The organism is Burkholderia territorii, assembly GCF_902833055.1.
Taxonomy (GTDB): Bacteria; Pseudomonadota; Gammaproteobacteria; order Burkholderiales; family Burkholderiaceae; genus Burkholderia; species Burkholderia territorii.
Map to the genome: position 1 here is coordinate 178,450 of NZ_CADFEJ010000004.1, position 16,245 is coordinate 194,694.

The following is a 16,245-nucleotide window of genomic DNA, read 5'->3' on the forward strand; positions in this document are numbered from 1 at the left end:
GTCGCCGTCCACGAGCAGGACAAGTGAAGCGACAAACATGGGCAAGGTGTATCTGATCGGAGCGGGGCCGGGTGCCGCGGACCTCATCACGGTGCGTGGCGCGCGGCTGCTCGAGCAAGCCGACGTCGTGCTGCACGACGCGCTCGTCGAGCCGGCGATGCTCGACTACGCACCGAACGCGCGGAAGATCGCGGTCGGCAAGCGCTGCGGGCAGCGTTCGACCGCGCAGCACTTCATCAACAAGCAGATCGTCGATGCGGCGCGCGAGCACGCGTGCGTGGTGCGCCTGAAGGGCGGCGATCCGATGCTGTTCGGTCGCGCCGAAGAGGAAATGCGCGCGCTCGAGGCGGCCGGCATCGAATACGAAGTGGTGCCGGGCATCACCGCGGCGCTCGCCGGCGCGGCGACGCTGAAGCGCTCGCTGACGTTGCGCGGCGTGTCGCGCAGCGTCGCGTTCGCGACGCACAGCCGCGCGCCGGGCAGCGACGAGATTCGCGAGGCCGCGCGCGCCGATTCGATCGTGTACTACATGGGTCGCGACAGCGCGCCGGGCATCGCCCGCGAACTGATCGACGCGGGCCGCGCGCCGGCGACGCCCGTCGCGATCGTCGAAGCGTGCAGCACCGCGCGCGAACGCACGCTGACGCTCACGCTCGCGCAGATGGCGGCGGGCGACGCGCAGGCGTGGCTCGACCCGGCGGAGCCGAGCCTGCTGATGATCGGCGACGCATTCGCCGAACGCGTGCGGCACGTGAAAGAGGGCGATGCGTTGCAGGACGCCGCTTGAGTCGATCGCGCGGTTCGCAGACGAAAAAAGCGCTGGCTTCGGAAGCCAGCGCTTTTTTGTTTGGGCTCGCCGCTTCAGCCGGCGATTCGCTTACGCGTCGCGGCCGATCTGGTCGATGCAGTAGCGCGCGATCGCATCGAGCACGCCGTCGTCTTCCCCGACGGCCGTCGCGCAACGGATTTCGATGCCCGGATGCGCGGCGCGGCACGCGTCGACGAGCTGCGGCAGGTCGCGGCGCACATGCCCGCCCTGACCGAAGAACACGGGCACCACGGTGATGCGCGTGCAGCCGGCCGCGACCTGCGCGGCAACGGCCGTATCGAGCGACGGCGTCATCAGTTCGAGAAACGCGAGCGACACGTGCGGGGCAGCGGAGCCGGCCCCGCGCAGCCGCGCGGCGAGCCGCTCGAACGGCTCGGCCCAGCGCGGATCGCGTGCGCCGTGGCCGAACAGGACGATGCCGTGCGAACTCATGTCGAAGCCTCCGTCTTGACGGCGCTCAGTGCCGGTCGACCCACTTGAGCGCGAACAGGCCGAGCGCGAGATAGATGAGGCCCGGCGTCGCAGCGGTCAGCGGCGCGGGCCACGTGTTCAGCGTGCCGATGTGCGAGAACAGCGTGTTGAGCAGCTGGAAGCTCATGCCGAGCATGATGCCGCCGAACACCTTCACGCCGACCACGCCGGCACGCGTATGCAGGTACGCGAACGGCAGCGACAGCACGAGCATCACGAACACCGCGAACGGGTAGAGCAGCTTGCGCCACAGTGCGATGTCGTAGCGCTGCGTGTCCTGCTGGTTTTCGCGCAAGTGCTGGATGTAGCGGAACAGGTTGATGATCGACATCCGTTCCGGCGACACGAGCAGCACTGACAGGATCTGCGGCGTCAGGTCCGAGCGCAGCCGGTATTCGGGCAGCGTCACCTGCTGCGACCGGTACACCGGGTTCAGCGCGTCGGCCGGTTCGCCGCTGACCGGCTTGATCGGCGTCAGTTCGGTTTCCGTCACGCCCTTGAGCAGCCAGTGGCCGGGCGGCTCGTAGCGGCCCGTTTGCGCGATCCGCACGTTCTGCAACTGGAATTTCGAGTCGAATTCGTAGATGCGCACGTTGCTGATCGTCGAATCGGGCGACAGGCTGCCGACGTTGACGAAGCGCGTGACCTGCTCGCCGTTCTCGCGGGCCGCGAGCGTGTCCTTCACCCACACGCCGGACTGGAAGTTCGACGACACCGACGCGCCGAGCGCCTGCAGCCGCACGCGTTCGGACAGCTGATCGGCGTACGGGCCGACGAATTCGCCGATCAGGTAGGTGACGATCACGAGCGGCACGCCGATCTTCAGCAGCGAGCGCAGCGCCTGGTTGGTCGCGAGGCCCGACACGCGGAAGATCGTGAATTCCGAGTTCGCGGCCATCTGCGCGAACACGTAGATCGCGCTGATCAGCGCCGCGACCGGGATGATCTCGTAGAAGCGCGACGGCGTCTGCAGCGCGACGCGCAGCACCGCGTAGCCGAACTTGTAGTTGCCGTGCCCGACCGAATTCAGTTCGCTGATCAGGTCGAAGAAGAAGAACAGGCCCGAGAACGCGAACAGGATGAAGACGAACGTGACGTAGATCTGCCGCGCGAAGTATTTTTCATAGAGCCGCATCGATCATGCTCCCGAGCGGCCGAACAGCGCGCGTGTAAACAGCGGACGATTGCGCACGCGCAACCAGAAGATGAACGCGACGATCGCCGCGACGATCAGGTGCAGGCCGACGAGGCCGACGCCGAACGACATCTTGCCCTGCTCGATCTGCGCCTGCACGACGTTCAGCAGGTTCGAATACGTGAGGTAGATCAGCACGGCCATCACGAGGTTGATCGTGCGGCTGCGGCGCGGATTCTGGTACGACAGCGGAATGCCGAGCACCATCAGGTTGATCGCGATCAGCGGCAGCCCCGCGCGCCACGCGAATTCCGCGAGATTGTCGCGCGTCGGGTTGCGCAGCAGGTCGGGCGTCGGCGTGCTGTTGGTGGTCGGCACGTTGGTGACCGGCGTGCTCGTGATCTTCACGCCGTAGCGCTGGAACTCCATGATCTTGAAGTTCGGCTGGCCGGGCGTGCCGTCGTAGCGGCGGCCGTCCTCCAGTACGACGAAGCGATCGCCGTCCTTTGTTTCCGTGTGGCCCGTGTGCGACACCACGACGTTGACCTTGCCGTTCTCGGTGGACGTGACGAACACGTTCTGCACCTTGCTCTGGTCCGGCGACATCTTCTCGATGAAGAACACGCGATGGTTCGCGGCCGATTCGCGGAACTGGCCGGGCGCGAGCAGCGAGATCTCGTCGCGCTGCTGGAAGCGCGCCTTGATCATCTTGCTCTGCTGGTTCGACCACGGCCAGCCGACGAAAGCGAAGAATGCGATCAGCAGGACGATCGGCGTGGCGAACACGCCGATCGGCTTGATCAGGCGCGTGAGGCTCACGCCCGAGGCGAGCCACACGACCATTTCGGAGTCCCGGTACCACCGGGTCAGCACGAACAGGATCGACACGAACAGCGTGACGACGAGCATCACGGCGAGATAGCCGATCACGGTCAGGCCGATCAGCACGAGCACGTCGCGCGGATCGATTTCGCCGGACGCGGCATAGCCGACGATGCGGATCATCATCGTCGTGAGCATGATCGTGAGCAGCACCATGAACACGGCGCCAGCCGTATACGCAAGCTCGCGCTGGAGGGAGCGTTCGAAGATCATTCTTGATGAGAAGAGGGCGGGAGGCTGCGCACGCGTGGTGGAGCGCTCGCGCCGCCACGGGAAAAATAGCGGATAATTGCGGCTTTCATCCTTAGCCCAGATTTTATCCGAGGACAAGCGCGATGGACTTTAGCATAAAAGGCTGTGATTGGAGCAAAGGCGAGGCCAAGGGGTTCCTGACCGGGAAGTCCGACTGCATCGTGCTCGGCATCTTCGAGGCGCAGACTCTCTCGGGCGCGGCGCTCGACATCGACACGGCCACCAAGGGGCTGATCTCGCGCGTGGTGAAGGCCGGCGACATGGACGGCAAGCGCGGCAAGACGCTGTTCCTGCACGAAGTATCGGGCATCGGCGCGTCGCGCGTGCTGCTCGTCGGTCTCGGCAAGCAGGATGCTTTCAATCAGAAAGCCTACAACGACGCGGCGACGGCCGCTTGGCGCGCGCTGCTGGCGACCAAGGTCGTCCAGGTCACGTTCACGCTCGCGCAGCTGCCGGTCGACGAGCGCGGCTCGGACTGGGGCGTGCGCGCGGCGATTCTCGCGCTGCGCAACGAGACCTACCGTTTCACGCAGATGAAGAGCAAGCCGGAACCGGCGTCGCACACGCTCAAGCGTGTCGTGTTCAGCGTCGATCCGGCCGATGAAAAGGCGGCCAAGCTGGCGGTCAAGCAGGCCGTCGCGCTGGCGAACGGGATGGACCTCACGCGCGACCTCGGCAACCTGCCGGGCAACGTGTGCACGCCGACCTATCTCGGCAACACCGCGAAGAAGATCGCGAAGGATTGGGGTCTGAAGGTCGAGGTGCTCGGCCTGAAGCAGATCCAGGCGCTCAAGATGGGCTCGTTCCTGTCGGTCGCGCGCGCGTCGGTCGAGCCGCCGCAATTCATCGTGCTGCATTACCAGGGCGCCGCCGCGAAGGCCGCGCCGGTCGTGCTGGTCGGCAAGGGCATCACGTTCGACACGGGCGGCATCTCGCTGAAGCCGGGCGAGGCCATGGACGAGATGAAGTACGACATGTGCGGCGCGGGCTCGGTGCTCGGCACGATGCGTGCGGTTGCCGAAATGGGCCTGAAGATCAACGTCGTCGCGATCGTGCCGACCTGCGAGAACATGCCGGGCGGCAACGCGACGAAGCCGGGCGATATCGTCACCAGCATGAAGGGGTTGACGATCGAAGTGCTCAACACCGACGCCGAAGGCCGCCTGATCCTGTGCGACGCGCTCACTTATGCCGAACGCTTCAAGCCGGCCGCGGTGATCGACGTGGCGACGCTGACGGGTGCCTGCGTGATCGCGCTCGGCGCGCACAACAGCGGGCTGTTCTCGAAGGACGACGCGCTCGCGGGCGAACTGCTCGACGCGTCGCGCGAAGCGAACGATCCGGCGTGGCGCATGCCGCTCGACGACGAATACCAGGATCAGCTGAAGTCGAACTTCGCGGACATCGCGAACATCGGCGGGCGTCCGGCCGGCGCCGTGACGGCGGCGTGCTTCCTGTCGCGCTTCACGGAAAGCTATCCGTGGGCGCACCTGGACATCGCCGGCACCGCGTGGAAGGGCGGCGCGGCGAAGGGCGCGACCGGCCGTCCGGTGCCGCTGCTCGCGCAGTTCCTGATCGATCGCGCCGGCCAGTGATGGCGGGTCTCACGACGATGCGGGTGCGCGGGCAATGACGCGGATCGATTTTCATTCGAACGTCGGCGATTCGCTCGCGTATGCGTGCCGGCTGCTGCGCAAGGCCTATCAGGCGGGGCAGCCGGTCGTCGTGCTCGCGGAGCCCGCGCGCCTGCGCGCGCTCGACGAGCGGCTCTGGACGTTCTCGCCGCTCGATTTCATTCCGCACTGCGGCGTCGACAGCGCGCACGCGGCCGACACGCCGATCGTGCTGACCGCGGATCTCGACCAGGCGCCGCATCATCACGTCCTGCTGAACCTCGGCGCGGCCGTGCCCGCGCAGTTCGCCCGCTTCGAGCGCCTGCTCGAGGTGGTCGGCAATGCGCCGGACGAGCTGGCCGCGGGCCGCGAGCGCTACCGCTTCTACCGCGATCGCGGATACGCGCTGAACAACTACAAGCAAGGCAGCTAGCCGAAACCGTCGACGGAGCGTCCCCGTGACACAAGCCGAATCCTCTTCGATTCCGACGCTGACCGACGTGCTGGTGCCCGGCAAGCCGGTGCCGGCGCGTTCGTCCGCGACCGATGCGCCGCCGCGCGACGATGCCGCCGTGCCGGTGCTGACCGACGTGGTCGCGCCAGGCCATCCAGCCGGGGCATCCGCCGCGCCGGAATACCAACGAACCGACCCCGAATACGTGACGATCGAGCCGGTGCCGACGCCTGACGTCCCGGCGGTCGAACTGCCGGGCGACAGCGATGCGCCGGCACAACCCGGTGCGGCCGGGCACGTCGTTGCCGAGGAGTCGGCCGCGGCGCAGGCGCCGTTGCGCTCCGCGCTGATAGATGACGAAGGTCATCAGGCCGTCGTCGCCGGGACGCCGCGCGATGCGGGTGAAGCGATGCCGTCTCAAGCGATCGCACCGGCCGCCGACGCGTTGGCCACCGATCATCTTGCACACGCAGCGCACGCGGAGTCGCAGTCGATCGCCGCGCTGACGCCGCAGGACGCGCAACATGTCGCCGAGCGTCTGCGCAACCGGCTGACGAATTATCTGACCGGGCAAGGGCGCGAGGCCATCGAGGCCCGCTGCCGGGAGGCGCTGCACGACCATACGGCGTGGCTCGTCGGCCAGATCACGCGCGAGGTGGCGCTGGCGCTTGAAACCGAAGTGATGGAGTGGGTTCGCGACGCGATCGACGAAGAGATCGCTCGCCGCCGGTCCACGCATTCAGGCTGAGTGCACGGCGGATTTCGCGGGCTGGCGCCGCGGGCGCGGCTCCGTCTTCGTCGCCGACGATCCACGATCCGGTTGCAACGACCGGCGTGGAATCGTGTGAGCGCTCGCACCGCACGGTGCGCGTGCGCGCCTCTTTATCGAGTTCAGCGCAACGACAGCACCCACTGCGCGAGCGTGTGCGCTTCGACGCTCGTCAACTGCGTATTGGCGGGCATCGGCACGCCGCCCCACAACCCGACGCTGCCCTTCACGATCGATTGCGCGAGGTAATCGGCGGCATCGGCGCGTGCGCCGTACTTGCCGGCGATGTCGTGGAACGACGGGCCCATCAGCGGCTTGCCGACCGCATGGCAGGCCATGCAGTTCTTGCGCTGCGCGAGCATGAGCCCGTCGGCGGCCGGGTCGGCGTGCGCCGTCGCCGCGCCGCCGGTCAGCAGCGCCACGAGCAGCGCGCGCGATATCGTCTGTTTCATGCGGTTCTCCGCCGGCAGGAACGGCCGGCTTCACGGTCCGCGCATTATAAAAGCAAAGGGAAAGCGCGTTTTGCGCGTTCCCCCGGCGGCCGTGCGCAATGGGGTCGCATGACACGCGCGCCGCATCAGCCGGTGACGGCCCCCTTGTTTGCGGGGCGGGCCAGCGCCGCATACTTCGCGAGCACGCCGCGCGTGTAGCGCGGGGCAGGTTGCTTCCACGCGGCGCGCCGACGGGCGAGTTCGGCATCGTCGACATTCAATTGCAGCAGCAGCCGGTGCGCATCGATCGTGATCGAGTCGCCTTCCTGCACCAGCGCGATCGTGCCGCCGACGAAGGCCTCGGGCGCGACGTGCCCGACCACCATCCCCCAGGTGCCGCCCGAGAAGCGTCCGTCGGTGATGAAGCCGACCGATTCACCGAGGCCCTTGCCGATGATCGCCGACGTCGGCGCGAGCATTTCCGGCATGCCGGGGCCGCCCTGCGGGCCGAGATAGCGCAACACCAGCACGTCGCCCGCGCGGATCCGGTCGCCGAGGATCGCGTCCATCGCGCTTTGCTCGTCGTCGAACACGCGCGCCGGGCCCGTGATCACCGGGTTCTTCAGGCCGGTGATCTTCGCGACCGCACCGTCTTCAGCAAGATTGCCCTTCAGGATCGCGAGATGCCCTTCCTTGTACAGCGCGCGATCGATCGGGAAGATCACCTTCTGGTCCGCGCGCGGCACGCCCGGCACGTCCTTGAGCTCCTCGGCGATCGTGCGGCCGGTGATCGTCATGCACTCGCCGTGCAGCAGCCCCGCATCGAGCAGGATCCGCAACACCTGCGGGATGCCGCCGGCCTGGTGCAGGTCGGTCGCGACGTACTGGCCCGACGGCTTCAGGTCGCAGATCACCGGCACGCGCTTGCGGATGCGCTCGAAGTCGTCGATCGTCCAGTCGACCTCGGCGGCGTGCGCGATCGCGAGATAGTGCAGGACCGCGTTGGTCGAGCCGCCGGTCGCCATGATCAGCGACACCGCATTCTCGATCGATTCGCGCGTAATGATGTCGCGCGGCTTCAGGTCGCGCTTCACGGCCTCGACCAGCACGCGCGCCGATTCGGCGGCCGAGTCGACCTTCTCCTGATCGGGGTTCGCCATCGTCGACGAATACATCAGCGACATGCCGAGCGCCTCGAACGACGAGCTCATCGTGTTCGCGGTGTACATCCCGCCGCACGATCCGGACGTCGGGCACGCATTCTTCTCGACCCCTTCGAAATCTTCCTGCGACATCCGGCCCGCGGTGAACTCGCCGACCGCCTCGAACGACGACACGATCGTCAGGTCCCGGCCCTTCCAGTGGCCCGGCCGGATCGTGCCGCCGTACACGTAGATGCCCGGCACGTTCAGGCGCGCGAGCGCGATCATCCCGCCCGGCATGTTCTTGTCGCAGCCGCCGACCACCACCACGCCGTCCATCCACTGGCCCTGCACGCAGGTCTCGATGCAGTCGGCGATCACTTCGCGCGACACGAGCGAGTACTTCATGCCTTCGGTGCCCATCGACATGCCGTCCGAGATCGTCGGCGTGCCGAAGATCTGCGGGTTCGCATCGGCGGCCTTCACCGCCGCGACCGCCGCGTCCGACAGCCGCTGCAGGCCCGAGTTGCACGGCGTGATCGTCGAGTGGCCGTTCGCGATGCCGATCATCGGCTTGTCGAAATCCTCCTTCTGATAGCCGAGGGCGTAATACATCGAGCGATTCGGCGAACGGGCCACGCCTTGCGTGATGTGCTTCGAGCGACGGTTGTACGGCATGGGGGACTCCATCGTTGTATGGCGACGCCCGCGAACGGCGCGCCGGTTCGGATCAATCAAGAATGGCGTTTCCGGTTTGTGATGTCCAATATATTATTTGTGGCCTATTGAGTCGTTTTTCGAATGAGTGAAGCATGGCCGACCCGACACCCGATCTGCGCCAGTGGCGCTATTTCGTGACCGTCGCCGACGAGCGCCATTTCGGCCGCGCGGCCGAGCGCCTGTCGATGACGCAGCCGCCGCTGTCGCAAGCGATTCGGGCGCTGGAGGACGCGCTCGGCGTCGCGCTGTTCGCGCGTACCAAGCGCTCGGTCGCGCTGACGGCGGTCGGTGCGGCGCTGTTGCCCGACGTGCGCCGGCTGCTCGCGGCGGCCGACGCGCTGCCGCCGCTCGCGCGGCGTCTCGCGCGCGGCGAAGCCGGCTCGCTGTCGCTCGCGTTCGTGTCGACCGCCGACTACGGGCTGCTGCCGTCGCTGCTGCGCGCGTTCGGCGCACGCTATCCGCAGGTGCGGCTGCAGCTCGCGGAGGCGACGAGCGACGTGCAGATCGACGAACTCGTCGCGGGCCGCATCGACGCGGGGCTCGTGATTCCGCCGGTGCCGCCGCGCCACGCGGCCGCGCTGTCGTACCTGCCGGTCGTGCGCGAGCCGCTGGTGGTCGCGATGCCGGCGGCCGCGGCGCCCTGCGTAGCCGAAGACGAACCGGTGCATCTGGCCGAGCTGGCCGCGCTGCCGCTCGTCATCTTCCCGCGCCGTTTGGCGCCCGGCTTTTATGACATCATTACGGGCTGCTACGGCGCGGCGGGGGAAACTCCGCGCATCGGCCAGGAGGCGATCCAGATGCAGACGATCGTCAGCCTCGTGTCGGCCGGCATGGGCGTCGCACTGGTGCCGCAGTCGTTGCGTAACCTGCGGCGCACCGGCGTGGTCTACCGGCCGCTCGCCGGCGACGCGCCGGTGGTCGAGACGGGCCTCGTGTGGCGCACGGGCGATGTCAGCCCGGTGCTCGCCGGTTTCATCGACGTCGTGCGCGCGCACGGTCTCGCCGCATGATGCGAACGATGGCGCGCGGGCGCCGTCCAACGCGCGGTGCGGCGCCGGTGCGAGCGCCGTACCGCATTCGAAAACTTCATCGCTAATCCATGATCATTCACCCGAATTTCGACCCCGTAGCGATCCATCTCGGGCCGCTGGCCGTGCGCTGGTATGGCCTCATGTATCTCGTCGGCTTCATCGCGGCGATCGTCGTCGGCCGGATCCGCCTGAAGTTGCCGCACGTCGCGGCGCAGGGCTGGACCGCGAAGGACATCGACGACATGATGTTCTACGGCGTGCTCGGCACCGTGCTCGGCGGCCGGCTCGGCTACGTGCTGTTCTACAAGGCCGACTTCTACTTCTCGCATCCGCTCGACGTGTTCAAGGTGTGGGAAGGCGGGATGTCGTTCCACGGCGGCTTCCTCGGCGTGACGCTCGCGATGGTGCTGTTCGCATGGCAGCGCAAGCGCCACTGGCTGCAGGTCACCGATTTCGTCGCGCCGATGGTGCCGACCGGGCTCGCGGCCGGCCGGCTCGGCAACTTCATCAACGGCGAGCTGTGGGGCCGTGTGACCGATCCGAATGCGCCGTGGGCGATGTTGTTCCCGGGCGCAATGCGCGACGACGCGGCGTGGCTGCCGCAGCATCCGGCGCTCGTCGAGAAGTGGCACCTGGCCGACGTGTTCATGCAGTACCAGATGCTGCCGCGCCATCCTTCGCAGCTCTACGAAATCGCGCTCGAAGGCATTGCGCTGTTCTTCGTGCTGTTCTTCTTCTCGCGCAAGCCGCGCCCGATGGGCGCGATATCCGCGCTGTTCCTGATCGGCTACGGGCTCGCGCGCTTCACGGTCGAATTCGCGCGCGAACCGGACGACTTCCTCGGCCTGCTCGCCCTCGGCCTGTCGATGGGGCAGTGGCTGTCGCTGCCGATGATTCTCGCGGGCATCGCGCTGCTGGTGTGGGCGTATCGCCGCCGCGAGGCGAGCGCGGTTGCGTAATGTCGAGGCGTCATGCGGTTGCGTCGTGCGCGAGCCGTGCGATGCATGACGCATGACGCGATATCGATGCGCACGTTCGGCGTGCGCATCGCCCGCAGGATCCCGAACGAAAAACGCCGGCCCGAAGGCCGGCGTTCTTGCATCTGCCGCGTGTTGCGCGTCGTGCGTTACTTCATCTGCACCGAGCCGTTGACGGTGACCGACACCGTCGCCTTGCCGCCTTCGACCGAGATCGGCGCGCTCATCTTCGCGCTGTCCATCGGTGCCGCGGCCATCGCCATCATGCGCGGGTACGGCTGCACGTTGCGGCTGCCGCCGACGTTCACGTCGCGGATCGAGTAGCTGTTGTAGCCGAAGGCCTTCGCGGCTTCGTCCGCGCGCGCGCGGAACGACTTGATCGCTTCGGTCGTGAGCTTCTGCTCGGCCGCGCGTTGTGCTTCGGGCGACAGCGAGAACTCGACGTTCGCGACCTGCATCTGGTTCGACAGCTGGCCCGCGAGCTTGGACGCCGCCGAGAAGTCGCGCGATTCGAGCACGACCTCGGTACGGCCGCGCCACGCGGAGATCTTGCCGTCGCGATCGGTGCTCGGATACACGGAGAACGCGCCGGTGCGCGCGGTGACGCCCGATACACCCTTCGCCTGCGCGAGCGCCGCGTCTGCCCGCTGGTTCAGCGCGGACGTCAGGCTGCCCGGGTCCTTCGCCTGCTGTTCGTAGAACAACGTGATGTGAATGATGTCCTGCGGCACGTCGGCGCTCGCCTGCGACGACAGCGACAGCACGCCCGCCGGTTCCGGAAAGTGCGGGTTGGCGGTTTGCGCGTGCGCGGCCGGCGACGCGAGCGTCAGCGCGACGGGCACGGCGGCGGCGAGTGCGAGCGATAGCGCGAGTGCGGATTTCTTGGTCATTGTTGGACTCCTTGTGCGAGGGCGCGCATGCGGATCTCGCGTGCGCGACGCGGGCGTACCGCGCGACGAAAAAACGGCCGCCGTCCCGATCGGGCGACAGCGGTTGCTTAGGCTGCGCGAATGCAGCGCGAGTTCCGTGGCTGCGGCGTGTATTGACCGGATTTGACCTTTTGCGCGTGTCCGGCACGCGTGCGCGTACTGCGCGCGCACATTGCGTACGCCTACTTCATCAGCTTTTCGGTGATGAAGCGCCATTCGGCGCGCGTGACGGGCGTGATCGACAGCCGGTTGCCGCGCGCGAGCACACGCATGTCGGCGAGTTCGTCATGCTCGCGCAGCGCGGCGAGCGGCACGAGCGGCGATTTCTTCACGAAGCGCACGTCGACGAGCAGCCAGCGCGGTGTTTCCTGCGTCGACTTCGGATCGTAATACGGGCTTTTCGGATCGAACTGCGTCGGGTCGGGGTACGGCGTCGACGAGACTTCGGCGAGGCCGGCAATGCCCGGCTCGGGGCAGCTCGAGTGATAAAACAGCACGCCGTCGCCGATCTTCATCGTGTCGCGCATGAAATTGCGCGCCTGATAGTTGCGCACGCCGGTCCAGGGCAGCGATTGCTGCGGCGCGTTCGCGAGATCGTCGATGCTTGCTTCGTCCGGTTCGGACTTCATCAGCCAGTATTGCATGGATCGTAATCGACGCAGACAGGGCATGAAGGCCTGCCTGCATGTTTCGCATGCAGACAGGCGCTGAAAAAGGAAACGGCATCGGGGTTCCCCGATGCCGTTGGATAGGCCCCCACCTTGGCCGCTAGGCCGGCATCCTGAACCTGAGGTTCAGAATTGGTCGCAGTTAGCAGCACTTCGGGTACATCAGACAGAGTGACGCGCGCGCCCGTGCTACAAATTTCCGCAACCGTGCACATGGCATTGGTTCAAGGAATATATGACCTTGGCGAACCAGGCAGGGAAGCTGACTGAACTGTGTTTCGTTGCGCCAATTTGACCACCGTTGATCGCCGAGATCAAGGGGAATCGACGCATCGATCAAACGTTATTGCGTCTCGTGCTGTGCGAGCACCGCGCCGAGCTGTTCGTTCATCTGGTGCATTGTACGACGGATTTCTTCCGCCGGAAATGCTTCACCGTGACGCACGCTCGTTTGCAGTCGCAGCAATTCGGACGCGAGCGACAGTGCGGCCATCACCGCGATACGGTCGGTGCCGCGCACCGAACTGTTCGCGCGGATCTTCGACATTTCGGCGTCGACGCGGGCGACGGCCTCGAGCAGCGCCGCTTCGGTCTCGGCCGAGCAGGCGAGCCGATAGGGCTGACCGAGAATCGAGACTTCGATCTGCTTGGTGCTCATGCATGTTCTCCGTGGCTGGCCGCGTCGTCGCCATCCGTGCGCGCCTGCGCATCCAGCAGGTCGAGCTGGTTATCGGCTTGCTCCGCGCTCTTCGTGCGCGGCAGCTTTTCGAGAATCGCGTTCAGTTTGACCTGGGCGTCGTCGATCTTCGCCGACAGCGTGTCGCGCTCGGCCGCGAGCGCATTGCGTTCGTCACGCAGTTGCGCGAGTTCCGCGCGGACCGTGTCCGCATCCGCGCGCAGTTGCGCGACTTGCTCCTCGAGCGCGAGCCGTTCCGAGTGATAGCGCTTGTTCAGCGAGATCAAACGGCCAATATTTTGAGATAAGGTTTCGAGTTCGTTGAGCATTTGCTGCGTCCTCTAAAGACCCAGCATTTTAGCGCGGAATAACGCGCATTCCGACATCTGTAACGTTTCCAGTCGTAACACCCCCGCTTCTTGCCGCGAATATGCGGCCCCCGGCATGTTCGCGGCGCGCTCCCGGCATGCGTTCGGCCGTTTTCTTGACGCTCGCGCGACCGGCTCCTAAACTGGCGCCGCCTCGGTGCTCGCGCGCGTGTCGCGCGGTTAAACGGGAAGCAGGGCGCGCGCTCCGCATGGAGATCGCCAACCTGCGCTGCCCCCGCAACGGTAAGCGGCCGCGTCGGACGACGCAGGCCGGCTCGGGCGCGTTTCGCGTGCAGGTCGCATGCGGGGCGCGGGCCACTGCGCGTGATACGCGCGGGAAGGCGAGCCGGTACGCCGCCAGCCCGGATACCGGCCGAGGTGAGGAGCCTGCACGGCTTCATGACGCGCGGCCTGCGGGGAAGCGGGCGCGCCGTGCTCCACGGGATTCGTCTTCGATGCTGACCCCAATCGTCCGTACGGCCTTCGGCGCGCACCGCGGTGTGCCGCGCCGCGCCGTCGCGCATACTGCGACGGCGGCCGGTTCGCCCGGGCCGGCGGCGACGCGCGCGGTCGCGGCGCCCGAACCTGTCGGGCCGTGCGCCGCGTCGCCGTTGCCGCCGGAAGTCGCGGCCGCCGCGCGGACCGAGCCCCGCCGCGACGCGCTCGCGGTGCCGATCGACCCGATGCGGCGCCTTCCACTATATTGCGCAGAAGGCCGGCCGCATGCGGGGGCGGCTCGACCGAGCGTGGTCGTGTCACGCCGGCGCCGACGCTCGGCCGTGCGCCCGCTTGCGCGACGCGATCGGCGACACGCAGCAATCCGGCCGACGATCGTGGCGCGCGCTGTTGTGCGCCGCCGGCCGTGCATTGCGCGCGGTGCCGCACTCGGCCTTGGCATCCGCGCCGCGCGCGAGGTGGCATCAACCAGCGGCGGTTCGTCCGTGCACACATCCACAATCTGTTCGACGAGGAAGACAAGCTTGCGTATGCCTGAAACACGCCGGCGCGCGACGCCGGTGCCGCGCCCGGCCGGCAACGACGGTCAACGCAAGCATCGTGCGTCGTGCGCGATGCCGTGCGGCGCATGAACGCCGCGCGTGCCGCCGCGATCTGGGCCGCGCTCGCTGCCGCGGTCGCGTTGCTGTTGATCGCATCGCTGTCGATCGGCAGCGTGCCGATGTCGCCGTGGCAGGCGCTCTCGTCGCTCGTGCCGCGCGGCGGCGACGCGCTGCTCGCCGACATCGTGCGCACGCTGCGGCTGCCGCGTGCGCTCGCCGGGTTCGCGTGCGGCGCGCTGCTTGCGCTGGCCGGCGCGTTGCTGCAGGTGCTGCTGCGCAATCCGCTCGCGGAGCCATATGTGCTCGGCGTGTCCGGCGGCGCGGCGGGCTTCGCGCTCGTCACGATGATCGCGGGCGGCGCGTGGTGGCTCGTCGATGCGTCCGCGTTCGCCGGTTCGCTCGTGTCGGTCGCGCTCGTGCTCGGGCTGGCTCGCCGCGAGCTGTGGCGCGGCGACACGCGCGACGCGTCGCCGCGCCTGCTGCTCACGGGCGTGGTGATCGCGGCCGGGTGGGGCGCGCTCGTCACGCTGCTGCTGTCGCTCGCGCCCGATGCGCGACTGCGCGGCATAATCTTCTGGCTGACGGGCGACCTGAACGGCGTGACGACGCCGTGGTTCGCATTGGGCGCGCTGCTGGTGGCCGCATGCGTGGCGCTGCCGGCCGCGCAGCAGCTCAACGTGCTGCTGCGCGGCGACGCGACCGCACTCGCACTCGGCGTGCCGGTCGCGCGAGTGCGCATGCGGATCTACCTCGTCGCGTCGCTGGCCGCTGCAGCCGCGGTGACGACGGCCGGCACGATCGGTTTCGTCGGCCTCGTCGTGCCGCACGCGTTGCGGCTCGCATTCGGCAACGATCAGCGCATGCTGCTGCCCGCCGCGATGCTCGCGGGCGGCGGCGGCGTGATGGCGGCCGACCTGCTCGCGCGCACCGTGATCGCGCCCGCGCAATTGCCGGTCGGCGTGATGACCGCGTTGATCGGCGTGCCGGTGTTCCTTTGGATGTTGCTGAGGAGGCCGATGCGATGACGCACGCCGTACCGCACTGCGCAGGCGACATGACGTTTGCGGCGCTCGATCTTACGCTGAAGGCCGGTGACCGGACGCTGCTCGGCGGCTTCACGCAGGTGTTCTGTCCTGGCGAGATATGGTGCATCGCGGGGCCGAACGGCGCGGGCAAGACGACGCTGCTCGCGACGCTCGCGGGCCTGCGGCGGCCAGCCGGCGGCCACGTCGAGATCGACGGCAGGCCGCTTGCCGCATGGCCGCCCGAACAGCTCGCACGGCGCCGTGCGCTGATGCCGCAGCAGCTGCACGACGCGTTCAGCGCGACAGTATTCGACACGGTGCTGCTCAACCGCTTCCCGTATCTCGACGGCTGGGGCTGGGAGCGCGATGGCGACCGCGCGGCTGCGCGCGACGCGCTCGCGACGTTCGGCCTGACCGCACTTGCGTCGCGCGACGTGCTGTCGTTGTCGGGCGGCGAACGACAGCGCGTCGCGCTGGCCGCGACGCTGTGCCAGGACGCGCCGCTGATGCTGCTCGACGAACCGCTCGCCCATCTCGACCTGCATCACCAGATCGAAGGGCTGACCGCGCTGAGCGCATGGCTCGACGCGGGCCCGCGCACGGTGCTGTTCTCATGCCACGACCTGAATCTCGCGCGGCGCTTCGCGACGCACGCGCTATTGCTCGACGGCCGCGGCCATGCGTGGGCGGGCCTTGTGCACGACGTCCTCACGCCGGCGCGCGCGAGCGACGCGTTCGGCTATCCGCTCGTGCTGATCCGCGAGAACGGCCGCGACGCGCTGTTGCCCGCGTGGCCCGAGCGGCGATGAACTTCC

At 67.7% G+C, this 16,245-nt stretch carries 17 protein-coding genes, 1 other RNA gene and 1 riboswitch; of the genes, 8 read left to right on the forward strand and 10 right to left on the reverse strand.

The window, feature by feature from the left end:
• Positions 1-37 precede the first annotated feature (37 nt).
• On the forward strand, positions 38-787 hold the full coding sequence (cobA, locus tag HW466_RS10620) for a uroporphyrinogen-III C-methyltransferase (RefSeq protein ID WP_059450975.1): 750 nt from the start codon (positions 38-40) through the stop codon (positions 785-787).
• 90 nt (positions 788-877) lie between these two features.
• Here the strand turns inward: cobA and HW466_RS10625 are convergent, their stop codons facing one another.
• The 3 genes from HW466_RS10625 to lptF are packed head-to-tail and all read right to left on the reverse strand — an operon-like array spanning position 878 to position 3,530.
• Positions 878-1,261: a sirohydrochlorin chelatase gene (locus HW466_RS10625; RefSeq protein ID WP_059450976.1), complete on the reverse strand. Its 384-nt coding sequence runs from the start codon at positions 1,259-1,261 to the stop codon at positions 878-880.
• Between the two features lie 25 nt (positions 1,262-1,286).
• Entirely contained in the window at positions 1,287-2,435 is a 1,149-nt protein-coding gene (gene lptG, locus HW466_RS10630) for an LPS export ABC transporter permease LptG (protein WP_059450977.1), read from the reverse strand.
• A 3-nt stretch (positions 2,436-2,438) separates the two neighbouring features.
• Entirely contained in the window at positions 2,439-3,530 is a 1,092-nt protein-coding gene (lptF, locus tag HW466_RS10635) for an LPS export ABC transporter permease LptF (RefSeq protein WP_059450978.1), read from the reverse strand.
• A 122-nt stretch (positions 3,531-3,652) separates the two neighbouring features.
• Between lptF and HW466_RS10640 the strand changes: the two genes are divergently transcribed.
• The 3 genes from HW466_RS10640 to HW466_RS10650 are packed head-to-tail and all read left to right on the forward strand — an operon-like array spanning position 3,653 to position 6,384.
• A complete protein-coding gene (locus HW466_RS10640) occupies positions 3,653-5,164 on the forward strand; it encodes a leucyl aminopeptidase (RefSeq protein ID WP_059450979.1) in 1,512 nt (503 codons plus the stop codon).
• 34 nt (positions 5,165-5,198) lie between these two features.
• Entirely contained in the window at positions 5,199-5,615 is a 417-nt protein-coding gene (locus tag HW466_RS10645; RefSeq protein ID WP_059450980.1) for a DNA polymerase III subunit chi, read from the forward strand.
• Between the two features lie 25 nt (positions 5,616-5,640).
• Positions 5,641-6,384, forward strand: a complete 744-nt coding sequence (locus tag HW466_RS10650) for a DUF2486 family protein (RefSeq protein WP_151005438.1) — start codon at positions 5,641-5,643, stop codon at positions 6,382-6,384.
• Positions 6,385-6,527: 143 nt separating this feature from the next.
• On the opposite strand, the gene HW466_RS10655 is transcribed toward HW466_RS10650, so the two are convergent.
• A complete protein-coding gene (locus tag HW466_RS10655; RefSeq protein WP_151005436.1) occupies positions 6,528-6,857 on the reverse strand; it encodes a c-type cytochrome in 330 nt (109 codons plus the stop codon).
• Positions 6,858-6,982: 125 nt separating this feature from the next.
• Positions 6,983-8,656: a dihydroxy-acid dehydratase gene (gene ilvD / locus HW466_RS10660; protein WP_059450983.1), complete on the reverse strand. Its 1,674-nt coding sequence runs from the start codon at positions 8,654-8,656 to the stop codon at positions 6,983-6,985.
• Between the two features lie 134 nt (positions 8,657-8,790).
• Between ilvD and HW466_RS10665 the strand changes: the two genes are divergently transcribed.
• Together HW466_RS10665 and lgt are read left to right on the forward strand one after the other, a co-directional pair.
• Positions 8,791-9,708, forward strand: coding sequence for a LysR family transcriptional regulator (locus HW466_RS10665; RefSeq protein ID WP_174905829.1), 918 nt, complete (start codon positions 8,791-8,793; stop codon positions 9,706-9,708).
• 89 nt (positions 9,709-9,797) lie between these two features.
• Positions 9,798-10,688: a prolipoprotein diacylglyceryl transferase gene (gene lgt, locus HW466_RS10670; RefSeq protein WP_059450985.1), complete on the forward strand. Its 891-nt coding sequence runs from the start codon at positions 9,798-9,800 to the stop codon at positions 10,686-10,688.
• A 167-nt stretch (positions 10,689-10,855) separates the two neighbouring features.
• Here lgt and HW466_RS10675 read toward each other — a convergent pair whose 3' ends face one another.
• The 5 genes from HW466_RS10675 to HW466_RS10695 all read right to left on the reverse strand — a co-directional run bounded on the left by HW466_RS10675 (position 10,856) and on the right by HW466_RS10695 (position 13,308).
• The gene (locus HW466_RS10675) at positions 10,856-11,596 is read right to left on the reverse strand and encodes an SIMPL domain-containing protein (protein ID WP_059450986.1); all 741 of its coding nucleotides are present in this window, start codon (positions 11,594-11,596) and stop codon (positions 10,856-10,858) included.
• Between the two features lie 221 nt (positions 11,597-11,817).
• Positions 11,818-12,279, reverse strand: a complete 462-nt coding sequence (locus tag HW466_RS10680; protein ID WP_060329201.1) for an EVE domain-containing protein — start codon at positions 12,277-12,279, stop codon at positions 11,818-11,820.
• Between the two features lie 105 nt (positions 12,280-12,384).
• Positions 12,385-12,566, reverse strand: a non-coding RNA gene (ssrS, locus tag HW466_RS10685) — 6S RNA.
• 80 nt (positions 12,567-12,646) lie between these two features.
• A complete protein-coding gene (locus HW466_RS10690; protein ID WP_011885730.1) occupies positions 12,647-12,961 on the reverse strand; it encodes a cell division protein ZapA in 315 nt (104 codons plus the stop codon).
• The gene (locus HW466_RS10695) at positions 12,958-13,308 is read right to left on the reverse strand and encodes a hypothetical protein (RefSeq protein WP_059450988.1); all 351 of its coding nucleotides are present in this window, start codon (positions 13,306-13,308) and stop codon (positions 12,958-12,960) included. The genes HW466_RS10690 and HW466_RS10695 overlap by 4 nt, the downstream gene beginning before the upstream one ends.
• 177 nt (positions 13,309-13,485) lie before the next feature.
• Positions 13,486-13,739, forward strand: a riboswitch (cobalamin riboswitch).
• Between the two features lie 692 nt (positions 13,740-14,431).
• Here HW466_RS10695 and HW466_RS10700 point away from each other — a divergent pair.
• Both HW466_RS10700 and HW466_RS10705 read left to right on the forward strand, forming a co-directional pair.
• Positions 14,432-15,430 carry a FecCD family ABC transporter permease gene (locus HW466_RS10700; RefSeq protein WP_174906088.1) on the forward strand — a complete coding sequence of 333 codons (999 nt, stop codon included), beginning with the start codon at positions 14,432-14,434 and terminating at the stop codon, positions 15,428-15,430.
• A complete protein-coding gene (locus HW466_RS10705; protein WP_151006530.1) occupies positions 15,427-16,239 on the forward strand; it encodes an ABC transporter ATP-binding protein in 813 nt (270 codons plus the stop codon). The genes HW466_RS10700 and HW466_RS10705 overlap by 4 nt, the downstream gene beginning before the upstream one ends.
• The last annotated feature ends 6 nt before the right edge of the window (positions 16,240-16,245 follow it).